Here is a 10891-nt window from a genome sequence, read left to right as displayed (position 1 = left end):
TAATCTAATATTGATTAACAAATAATATTATCGAATTAATCCCTGCAAAATTATTAACCATAATACATAATTTCATGGAACAATATCCAAAAATATATTACCCAAAAAACCAGTTAAATAATGAAGACTTAATTGATTTTGAAAATTATAAATCAGGATTGAGTGAAAGTTACTTTGACTATAAATTAAGCAAATATTTCAAAGGACATATTAAAACAAAAAAAGTTATAGATAATGGTTGGAAATATCCATACCAACCTGATTTTATTTTATATTATCAAAAATATAACTTGTGTATTGATATAGAAATTGATGAACCATATGCAATGGGAAGCAAAAAGCCGATTCACTTTGACGATGATAAGAGAAATAAATTCTTTTTATCAAAAGGTTGGCACATAATAAGATTTGCTGAAGAACAGATTTGCAGATATCCTGATTTGTGCTGTAAAATGATTTCGGAGTTTTTACGGTTCGTAACAGGAGAAAGTATTTGGACTGAAGGATTAGAGGATTTTAAAAGCATTCCAGATATTTCTGCCTGGACAAAAACCGACGCAGAGAAGATGGCTGAGACTTCTTCTAGAGATTTCTATCTAAAATTTCTTCAAAAAATTGATCTGCAGAAACCTCAGGTTTCAATCATTGCTGATGGCATTTTTCTAAATTCTCAGATTATTGAAGCACATACTTTATATAGTGAAATCTGGCCGGAAAAGAAATTTTTAGACAAGGCAAAAGTTTCTCTTTTACTAAAAGAACTACTAAGATATAATTCTCACTTTAACGTTTTAAATTCCCTCACAGGTAAAAAATATTTAGAATTTAGAGTTTATATTTCCACCTATCATTCAATGTATAACTTCACTTTTGATTCCGACTTAATCTATTTTGGTGATTATATCATAAATGTTTACTACGTAAGAACTGAAAAAATAATCTGCTTTGAAATTGATGATTACATTTTAGACAATAATATCAATAATATTTTACTGATAGCCGATGATCCTGCATATCCAGGTCTAATGCCAAAATGGAACTGCAGTGAGATAATGCTAATGAGAAAAAGTCTTAATAGTTATATGCCATTAGATCTAAGATATATCGATTCTTCATTTCCATCAGGAAGAGCAATTGGATTAGAAATAAATGAATTATAAGAACTTTAAAACCTAATTAAAAAAATAAAAAGTTTAGTACAAGAATTTTATTTATGAAATCATGCCTTTCTAAATAGCATAGATGATTTCTAATTGTTTATCTTTTTCTGTTTTGTATTCACATTTTAGAAACTCCGAATTCCCCATTTATCAAGAAAAAAGAGAGTCTGAAAATAAATATGCACTAAATAGAATATCACGATTGACACTACCTTAAAAAGTGCTTGAAATCAATAATACTCACGGCTCGTTTTCTCTCAGTATCTTTTCTATTTTGCTAGATTCATATAAGTAAATATCACCTAGTTTAGTATAAGGGAGTATACCAGTCTGGCGGTATTTTATGATTGTATTATTTGACAGTCCAAATATTTTCTTTAGATCTTCATTTCTAAAATATCTCAGACTTTCTTTTGTATTGTTTCCTTTTATTTTAGAGTCTATTTTTTCAAGCCTTGCATATAAGGGATCCAGCAATTGTTTGATTGCCGTTATATAGGAATTTTTTGTTAGGTTACCTTCTTTAGACATAATCGTTAATTTTTTAGTATCACATTTTCAAATGATACAGATTACCAGCTAATTAGTTTGTTTTTTCTTTTTTCAAGTGTGTTAATCATACTTTCTATAAATTTTATCTGCTTTTCCTTATATGTAAATCCTTTTGATTCAGAAAACTGTTTACTAATTGTGTCTATATCCGTTTGAAGTCCGGAATCTCCTTTATAAGTGAAATTTTCTTCTACAAAAAGCTGAATTTTACTTCTATTGCATTTTTGATCGTAGTCATCAAAAAAGAAAATTTTCTCATCCATAAGCATATAAAAAAATTGTGCCAAATCACTTTTATTCAAATAAGTACTGCATTTTTCTTTATCTAAATGGTACAATGGCGAGTTCTTTCTTTTTAAATAAGGCTTATCTTCAAAAAGTATTTCTATTTTTTTCATCTTCTCATACAATTCTTCAACTGCATCGGGAAGTTCTTCAAAAGTTAACTTTTTCATACTCTAATCTTTTTTTGCAATTTTACTTCTATCTCATTTCGGTTAAGAATTGAAATAAATTGTACTCCGTTGGTTTCTATTTCGTTTTGGCAGATAACTGATATAACCATACTCATTTAGTTCACGCATGCATTTATGATATGTTACAGGTCCCGTAATCTTGGCTAATTTCATAATTTCATTTCGATATACCTGAATAGGATTAACAAAACCTTTTTCTGTTCTAAATTGAAGCAATGCAGCATATATACCAATATGCGTGATACTGATACGCTGGTCTTTTTCTATTGCATTAAAGAAATCCGATAAAGGTTTTAGCATTTTCATTATTTCGCGATTTATTAGCTTACACGCATACCATTTCTTTTGGAATGATTCTCCTGCTGGCTCTCACTCATTTTTTGTATTTGTTTTACAGTTTCCATTGTTTTATTACCCAATGCCGTCGAGAGTGTTATTTTTCTTGAGTGCTCATCATAAATGTTTACCGATTTAAACTGAGGGTTGGCTTCAATATAAAACCGATGTTCATTTCCGTTTCTAATTAAGATTACAGGTTGCCTATTCCCTTGTTTTAATGCATCCTTTAATTTATCCGCTTCAGTTTTATTTGATAATCCCTTTAAAGGAAGCTGCTGTAAGGCTTTTTCAAGATCATAACCATACCCGGAATGAAATTCCTTGATACGGTGATTGCCACTTGCGTCCTTGTCGCTAAGATCCAATTGAATCCAAGTTTTTTCCTTTTGAACCGCTCTTCCTGCCAACAAATTGTAAGCCTGTGTTGTGTCAACAGAATTCCCTTCCTGTAATTTGAAGTACTGACTTCTGTTTTCTTCAAGTTTTAACTCATTAGACAAACTAGCTTTATAACCTTCAAATTGATACTGCCCGCTCTGATTTTTAATAAAAGATAACTCATGATTCAGTCGTTCTTTTTCGTTGACATAATAAGCAACCGGAATAGTAAACTGCTCATGACCCTGTTTGATTTGCTGATCAATTTGATTTGACAAATCTCTAAAACCAATACGCTGCACCTGTTCGTGCAGCGATTGGTTGTTTATTTCTTCCTCTTTTGCATACTTGCGTACTGCAATTTGGTCTATGAGTGGCGCAACGAGAAGTTTACGAACAAGTCGTACTAATATATTAGGGTAAAGCTGTTTTAGTATCTTGCTCTTTTCCTGCTTGAGCATCTGCAAAGCAAAACGTTCCTCAATATTTTTAGTGCCTTTGTACTTTGTTCCAATACGCTCGTAATGATGCAGCTTTTCTTTAATCAGTGACCTATTATTGGTAAGACTGAAATTAAACAGTTTACTAAAACGCTCTTCCCTGGAGCGCCACTGGTCTAATTCCATCTCTACTCTGTTAACGGGAAGTTGTTCATTCATAATTCAATTTTTTTACTACATAGATGCGGAATGATTTATCGTTTTTTTCTTAGCTTTCTTCGGAACTTCAGGAGCATCTTCATCAGTAGTCTGATTTTGTTTTTTGCTGCCTTGTTTCTCCGAAGTTTGTTCTCCTTCAGACTGCTGTTCCTGCTTTGAATGACGGTTATCTATACGCTGCATATTTCCATCATAAATATTAATAGTCTTGAATTGTGGACTGGCATCAATATGTTGTTTGATTTCCTTTCCATCTATTAAGAAAGTTGCAGATTGCAGATTTCCTTTTTTTATAGAATTCATCAAGTCCTCTTTATACTTGGGCGTTTCCAATTCCTTAATCGGATGCTTGGAGAGTGCTGCCTCTAAATCATAACCATAATTTTGATGGTATTGATTTAGTTTAAAGTTTCCATTAGTATCAGTTTGTTTAAAATCCATCTGAATCCAAGAATTGTATTGCTCTCCTTCTTTATTGATAAGATCTTTATTAATAGATCTTCCTTCCATAAGGTTATAGGCTTCTTTCATCGTGATGTTACTGCCTTTATTGATGTAAAAGGTTTGCTCCAAAGCTTCTTTAGAATTTTCTTTCTGCAATTCCACTTTATAAGAATTAAAAAAATACATATCACTCTGATCTGATTTTTTAAAGTTCAATGTCGCATTGGCGGTATCAGTACCGTATTTAGCTGTATAGTTCAAAGTGAAATTGGATTCCTCTTTCTGCATTTTTTCTTTTAATTCGGTCTCTAATGCATCTCCAAAACCAGTGTACTTTACCTGGTCGCGTAAGTATTCAAAATTTTTCTCGTTCATGACTCTATTTTTTAAATGATTAAATAATTTATAGTTTAGGCAGTACAGTGACCTTTACCAGTTTTTTGTTCTTCACATTCAGTTCAACATGCCTGCCGCCATTTTTCTCCATGAGCTGTATTGCCAGGTATTTTTTTTCCGGAATTGTAAATTTTGGAAGTGCAAAAACAAAGGTATTTTCTGCTTCGCCTTCAATTTTAACAACGTTATTCAAGATATAGATTGGGATAATTTCAATTTCCTGAGAAGCCGTTCTTTTTACTTTTTTAGTATCTCTGATAAAAAAACGAAGCTGATCGATATCATAATTGATTTTGGAATTGTTGGTTACCTTTATTCTGTAGTACATTACCTCATCACGAATAAATATTCCATTTAGACTAAAATCAATATCGTAAAAGCTTTCTTTTTCACCTCGCACTTTTTTCTTGTTATAAAAAGCCAATTTGGAATATTCCTGAATATATTGGTCATTTTCAATTTCATCTGAGAAATAAATTTCCTGCCCATCCAGCTTTGTTTTATTCAGGGTGAGATTCAATTGCGGAGACTCTTCATCATAGTTTAGTACAAAAGAATAGAGTTTACCATCAGCAGTGACTACCGTAAGATTGGTCTGAAAAAATCCTTTTTGGGCAGCCTTGACCTGAAGGATATTTTCAAGGCCTTTTGCTTTTTGAACCAAAATATCAGGACTTCCTTTATCGACGCTTTTGATCGCAAAAGGAAATACAATATTGGTCGTTTTTGAATAGGCTATCATTAGAGAGTCCGATTCTATTTTGGATAAACGGTTTTTACTTGTTTGCTGCGCAAATGCACTGATGGTCATTAATAATAAATACCCGATCGTCAATAGCTTAAAATTTTTCATATCTGTGATTATTTAGTTTTTAATTAGACTCCTTTTGTTTCTCATCCCGAAGCAGTACCTTATATCCTGCTTTTACTACTACTTTAACTAACTTTACTTTTTTACTTAACAGGCTTTTAGCTGCTTCAATTCCGGCCCCTGCTGCCTGAGCTGCCCAGGAATCGTCCAGTGATGGAACTCCCAAAGTCTGCATGGAACGATCAGCGGAGGCTTTCGCGACATCACGATTAATGGCTCCCGGAATGTAAATCCCAATAAGCCCATCCATGTCATAAACAGATAAATCCACTGGAAATAAGGAGTTGTTGTATCTAATACTATTTATATTGATGGTCAGCCTTTCTCCTTTTAGGGAAGCTGTTCCAAACAGGAAATTGTCTTTTGGGATTTTAATGCCATTTATAAAAATGTCATTCATGAGTCGGAACTTAACTGTGGCTCCATTTACAATTGTTTGTGTTTCGTGGATCAATGCTTCAACAGCATTTTGTGCTGGATCGATAAGCGCAGTTTCATCCAAAGAATAAAATCCGTTTTGTGCGTATCCATTAGTATGGACCAGGTTGTTTTGTAAAGAAGAAACAGGACTTTCTTCCACTCTGGTGGAAATGGTAAATACCTGCCCACGCTGAGCCTCGGAAGCTTTTCTTAATTTTTCCTGTACCCTGTCGGGATGTTGGATATCCAAAATACTCTCCAGCATTCCACCGAGCTGTTGCAGTTCCGGATCCTGGCTTTCCTGCCCATCATTCATCGACTGCATCATTTGTTCCAGCCTGTCCACATCATTGGAATGTTTTGAGGTTTCATTTGATTTTGTATATCTGACATAATCATTGTTTTGTTCCTGAACTGATACAGGTGTATTGATTGCTTTTTGCAATGCTTCCAATTTCTGATGCACTTTTTCTTCATTCGGATCACGGTGCACTGACGTATTTAAACCAGTTCGTCCTTTTCTAAGAGTAACAGCAGTACTGTCCTCAGTTGAATCAATCTGAAATGATTGACCCAAATAGTTAGGATCTTTCTTTATAAGCTCATCAAGCTTTGCAGAATCAAGCGCCGCCAGGTCGTAGTAATTCATCTTATCCAAAAGAAGTCCTTCTTTAAGGTTCGCATTGGGCAGTTTTACATTAAACCCTTTTTGCTGTGGTGTTGCTGAATTAGCCGCTTCCATTTTTCCACCGCCCAATGCCCAAAATATAGCAGTTATAAATGGCAGGACCAACAGTGGTACTACCAAGAGCATTTTACGCTGCTTTAGTACTTTTAGTGATTTTGTTTTTTGTTCCATGATATTAATTTTTAAGATGTGAGTAATAATAATTTTCCAGCATTGTTAGACTGTCCAGAAGCTCCGGACGGTTTAGCACAATACTGTCATGCGTTTTTTTCCCTGTCGGACTACGCCCCAGACTATCCATATAGCTACGAAAACTTGTGATTTTTTCAAATTCAGTTTCGCTAATAATTGTATTGAGCTCAAGAGGCTTTTCTTTTGTGGGTACCAGATTGGTTGGTTTGGTAATCGGGGTTACTGTTATATTTTTAGTTGTATTACCTGAAAAACTCTTCACAATCAGATAAATACTGCAGCCTCCTGTAAACACTATAAAAGTGAATAGAACCACAATCCAATTGAGTCGGGAAAAATGGGCCGTTTTGCTCTTCAGCCAATTGGCACACTTATATTGCAATTGGACATTAGCCTGCTCAAATTTTTGCCATAGACTATTTTTAGTCTCTTTCCTTTTGCTATGTCTTTTTAGCGTGAATTTCATAATCAATAGTTTATTATTTTCGATTTTCGGTACCTAAATCCCTATTCTCAATGGTATTCCACCTCTCGATTAGAAACCCATGCGGGTTGTTATCGCTTCGCGATACATTGCGGAGATTACCTTCCGTTATCAGGCTGCGATGTGCAATGCTGGTAGTACGTATAATATTTTGAGCAGCATAACACCGGAATCCATACGGATAACTATTGATGTCAATTGTGATACTGTCAATCTTTATCGTTTGGCTGACATTCCCCGATATGATACCGGAGTAATAGCCGTTTTCTTTTAAATCATCGTAAATCCGTTTGGCACTGTCATCAGCCAGATAAAGTGCCTTGGTAACATTACTTTTAATGACTTTGTCATCCGGATCAAGGGTAAAGAAGAATTGGTGAAATGTCTTTACATGATCCCGTGCTTCTACGGGAATATTATCTTTTCGATCTGAAGCATAGGCTTCAAGTGCTTTTCCATTGGCCAGTATATAAACCTTGTTCTGCATTTGGGAGACCAGAGTGAAACTTTTATAAAGCGAAAAGCAGCTGATTAGAATGCAGCCTGAAATAACCAGTATGCTAAAGCCCCGAACATGCCGAAAGGCAGTGTCAATATTTTTCATTTTGCTAAACATAAATTTTCCATTTAGGGTTAAGATTTGCCTTTTAATTTATCGGCCATGTAACTGTCCTTGTCCTTGAAGTAAGGATTAGTAGTGCCGGAATCAGACATACTTTGATACAGTCGTCCGGCGGCATTTCCCATTGCATCTGCTGCCATACCGGCTCCTTGGGAAGTTGCACTCACCACTGAAGTTGTCGAGTTACTGAAAATACTGGTCACTTTTTGTCCGAGCGCGCCGCCGCCGCCGGCATGAACAATGTAATTAGCCACAGAAGGGACAGTAAAATACCCCACAATCCCAATAATCATAAACACCAGATAAGCAGCATCAGTCCTGCTAAAAAAAGTATCTCCATATTCTCCCGCTTGCGCGATGTCGATTTTCAGCATATTCTCCTGAATCTTTCCGATGATACTGCCAAATATATTGGCAACAGGAAGCCATAGATAGATATTAATGTAGCGTGCCAGCCAGACGGTCAGCGTATGCTGGAAACCATCGAAGACCGATATACCAAAAACGAGCGGCCCTAAAATAGAAAGCACTACTAATTGAAAAGTTCTAAGCGTATCAATGCAGAGCCCGGCCGCTTCAAATAAAACCCGCAGTACCTCGCTCAACCACTCTTTTACTGAATTGCGAAAATTATAAGAAGCTTTACTCATGGCAAACTTGATGTCATTTCCAATACTCGCCAATGCACCTTCTCCCTGTGGATCAGCATCATCATGAGTGTATTTATACCACTTGTCCCGGTCGCCACTTCCGTCCGAACCCACATACATTTTCCAGGGATCCGTTTCCTTGAGCGCTTCTTCTTTTTCTTTGAGCAATCTTTCAATCGCTTTATTTGATCCTTCCACCATTGAAGCAGTTGCTGTAACAGTAGGTTTCATAATACCATTAATCATGTCTAAAACAGACGGAAAAATCATAATGCAAAACCCTATGACAAAAGGACGAAACAGCGGGTAAAAATCTATAGGTTCTGCGCTGGCTATATGCTTCCAAACTCTTGAAGCGATATACCAGATAGCTCCAAAACCAGCAAGGCCCTGACCAACCCCGATCAGGTTACTGCACAAAGGCATCATCTCATCATACAATTGTTCCAATACACTATGCAGGCTGTTCATGTCGTCTGCCATTGTTTGCGCGCGACTCATAAAGGGTAATAAAATCACCATAATAACAAGTAATATCTGCTTATTTATCTTTATCATAGCATTGGATATTTTAATTGTTAAACTTGTAAATACTGCGCATGGCCGTTACATCATTACGCTCTTTTGCACGCTGCAGTGCCAGGACAGCCGTATTATTGTTGAAGTTTCTCAGGAACAAAAGCTTATCCTGCATATCTGCATATATTTTGTCAATGGAAGCCAGTCGTTCATCATCCGACATCCGCATTTTATTAGCGGTAATAACCGAGGTCAGCTCATCAAGATTCCTAAGGCTTTGTTTAAAAAGATTATCATATACCCTTTCGAGATAAGCAATTTCTTCAGCATTGAAATTTTTACTGTCCCGAAATCGACCAAAGGCTGACTTATATTCTTTTACCAGCATCACCTGATAATTCACAATGTCACCAATACGACTGTAATTCTTAACTGTGGGGCTAACCTGCATCAGCGCATCAAGAAATGTTTCATGAAGGCTGAAATTTCCTTCAGACAAATCTTTTACCGTATTATAACCCCCACTGAGTATTTCATAGCCCTTTTTCATATCCTTTAAAATCTGTTTGAACTGGGCCAATTTCTCTATGTTCAAAATCAATTGCTGGATTTCCTGTTTTTGAGCGGTTATCTGAGATGGAAATAGCAATCCGGTAAACACAATTCCTATAATCAGTAATTTTTTCATGGCAAATCAGTATTAATGCCGTTTACGACACGGCTGTTTTTTGCTTCTTTCAATTCGGTTGCTTTTGATACAGCCAGGATTTTAGTTTCATTACTGAAGCTCTCAGAAAAAGCGTAGTTATCCAGCATATTCTGGTAAATCATATCAATGCGTTTCATTCGTTCATCATCTTTCATTTCTAACTTTCCGTCCGTAACGATTGTTAGAAGTTCATCCAGATTGGTATCACAATTTTTGATTAACCTTTCAAAAACCCTTTTGATATAATCGACTTCATCTCCATGAAACAAATCATCCTGCTGGATTTGCTGATATAAGCTTTTGTAGCTTTTCATTATTTTGATCTGGAGCCCAATAATTTCTGTTACCCTGGCATACTTTTTTATTTTGGGGTTGACTGCCTTTAGAGAATTCAGATAATCAGTATGAAGATTAAATTCTCCACGTTTAAATTCGCCTATGGTATTCAGCCCCTTTTTGACGGCGGAATAGCCTTTTTGAGCATATCCGATATAGACTTGCAGGGCTGCTATTTGTTGTAAAAGCAACCTTTGCTGTTTTGCCTGTGCCTGAAGATTTCCTGTAATCAGTGTAGTAAAAAGCACTAGTAAAAATATTTTTTTCATGTTTTTTGATTTATTACGGAATTCCGTAAAATTGTTTAACGGATTTGACATCATGCTCTGTTTTCGCTCTTTGAAGACTCAGTAGTATGTTCTGCCTATTGAATAGCGTCAGGTCATCATAATTGGCATCAATCTGATCTGCAGCACTGTTTATGATCTCCAGTCTTTTGGCATCACTCATCTGTGTGGTGAAAGAATCCAAAACCAAGAAAATCTGATCGATATTTTTCAGGCTTTCATTTAATATTCCGGAATACACACTTTGCATATAATCGAGTTCGCTGGAATTAAAATGAGCATCTTTTTGAAACAGGTTCCATGCTCTTTCGTATTCATCTACCAAACGAACCTGCTTTTCACTGATATCTTTGATACGCTGGTAATAGGTAATGATAGATTTGACTTTTGCCAGTTCCTCGTAATAATTCCTATAGAGCTCTTTTTGTTTCTGGGTCCAATCGGAAATCTCATCCAATTTTAGTTTGGAGAGTATATTTTCTATCTTTTTCTGCGCATTCTGCAGCCAGATCGTTTTGTTCTGCAGTTTTTGAATCCAAAGGTCAATAGCCTTAATTACCTTTTTAGCAACCGCTTTTACAATTTCTAAAATTGGTATTGCTGCAACCGTTGCCGGTCTTGCCGGAGTGCTGATCAGTAAAAAGCACAACAGGCAAATCATGATTTTCTTCTTTGTTTTCATAAGTAGTGTAGTTTAGTTTTCATAATT

At 35.6% G+C, this 10891-nt stretch carries 14 protein-coding genes; 1 reads left to right on the top strand and 13 read right to left on the bottom strand.

Annotated elements, in window-relative coordinates; genetic code table 11:
• Window positions 1-74: 74 nt before the first annotated feature.
• Window positions 75-1160 (top strand): putative endonuclease domain-containing protein, encoded by a 1086-nt coding sequence (locus D0817_RS20315; protein ID WP_127340192.1) that lies wholly within the window; start codon window positions 75-77, stop codon window positions 1158-1160.
• Window positions 1161-1400: 240 nt separating this feature from the next.
• Here D0817_RS20315 and D0817_RS20310 read toward each other — a convergent pair whose 3' ends face one another.
• The 13 genes from D0817_RS20310 to D0817_RS20250 all read right to left on the bottom strand — a co-directional run bounded on the left by D0817_RS20310 (window position 1401) and on the right by D0817_RS20250 (window position 10864).
• Window positions 1401-1691 (bottom strand): helix-turn-helix domain-containing protein, encoded by a 291-nt coding sequence (locus tag D0817_RS20310; RefSeq protein WP_127340191.1) that lies wholly within the window; start codon window positions 1689-1691, stop codon window positions 1401-1403.
• A gap of 41 nt (window positions 1692-1732) precedes the next feature.
• Window positions 1733-2167, bottom strand: coding sequence for a hypothetical protein (locus D0817_RS20305; RefSeq protein ID WP_127340190.1), 435 nt, complete (start codon window positions 2165-2167; stop codon window positions 1733-1735).
• A 42-nt stretch (window positions 2168-2209) separates the two neighbouring features.
• On the bottom strand, window positions 2210-2494 hold the full coding sequence (locus D0817_RS20300) for a hypothetical protein (RefSeq protein ID WP_127340189.1): 285 nt from the start codon (window positions 2492-2494) through the stop codon (window positions 2210-2212).
• A gap of 14 nt (window positions 2495-2508) precedes the next feature.
• On the bottom strand, window positions 2509-3564 hold the full coding sequence (locus D0817_RS20295) for a hypothetical protein (RefSeq protein WP_127340188.1): 1056 nt from the start codon (window positions 3562-3564) through the stop codon (window positions 2509-2511).
• A 15-nt stretch (window positions 3565-3579) separates the two neighbouring features.
• On the bottom strand, window positions 3580-4383 hold the full coding sequence (locus tag D0817_RS20290) for a hypothetical protein (protein WP_127340187.1): 804 nt from the start codon (window positions 4381-4383) through the stop codon (window positions 3580-3582).
• A 28-nt stretch (window positions 4384-4411) separates the two neighbouring features.
• The gene (gene traN / locus D0817_RS20285; RefSeq protein ID WP_127340186.1) at window positions 4412-5257 is read right to left on the bottom strand and encodes a conjugative transposon protein TraN; all 846 of its coding nucleotides are present in this window, start codon (window positions 5255-5257) and stop codon (window positions 4412-4414) included.
• Window positions 5258-5276: 19 nt separating this feature from the next.
• Window positions 5277-6554 carry a conjugative transposon protein TraM gene (gene traM, locus D0817_RS20280; RefSeq protein ID WP_127340185.1) on the bottom strand — a complete coding sequence of 426 codons (1278 nt, stop codon included), beginning with the start codon at window positions 6552-6554 and terminating at the stop codon, window positions 5277-5279.
• Window positions 6555-6558: 4 nt separating this feature from the next.
• Window positions 6559-7041 carry a hypothetical protein gene (locus tag D0817_RS20275; RefSeq protein ID WP_127340184.1) on the bottom strand — a complete coding sequence of 161 codons (483 nt, stop codon included), beginning with the start codon at window positions 7039-7041 and terminating at the stop codon, window positions 6559-6561.
• A 13-nt stretch (window positions 7042-7054) separates the two neighbouring features.
• Window positions 7055-7663 carry a conjugative transposon protein TraK gene (gene traK / locus D0817_RS20270; protein WP_238160917.1) on the bottom strand — a complete coding sequence of 203 codons (609 nt, stop codon included), beginning with the start codon at window positions 7661-7663 and terminating at the stop codon, window positions 7055-7057.
• Between the two features lie 29 nt (window positions 7664-7692).
• Window positions 7693-8832: a conjugative transposon protein TraJ gene (gene traJ, locus D0817_RS20265; RefSeq protein WP_238160916.1), complete on the bottom strand. Its 1140-nt coding sequence runs from the start codon at window positions 8830-8832 to the stop codon at window positions 7693-7695.
• 70 nt (window positions 8833-8902) lie between these two features.
• On the bottom strand, window positions 8903-9538 hold the full coding sequence (locus D0817_RS20260) for a TerB family tellurite resistance protein (RefSeq protein ID WP_127340181.1): 636 nt from the start codon (window positions 9536-9538) through the stop codon (window positions 8903-8905).
• A complete protein-coding gene (locus D0817_RS20255; RefSeq protein ID WP_127340180.1) occupies window positions 9535-10164 on the bottom strand; it encodes a hypothetical protein in 630 nt (209 codons plus the stop codon). The genes D0817_RS20260 and D0817_RS20255 overlap by 4 nt, the downstream gene beginning before the upstream one ends.
• Before the next feature lie 13 nt (window positions 10165-10177).
• Window positions 10178-10864, bottom strand: a complete 687-nt coding sequence (locus D0817_RS20250; protein WP_127340179.1) for a conjugal transfer protein TraI — start codon at window positions 10862-10864, stop codon at window positions 10178-10180.
• Window positions 10865-10891: the final 27 nt, after the last annotated feature.

The organism is Flavobacterium cupreum, from assembly GCF_003996965.1.
Taxonomy (GTDB): Bacteria; Bacteroidota; Bacteroidia; order Flavobacteriales; family Flavobacteriaceae; genus Flavobacterium; species Flavobacterium cupreum.
The sequence above is the reverse complement of the archived record's forward strand: the minus strand, read 5'-3'. Positions and strand labels throughout refer to the sequence as shown.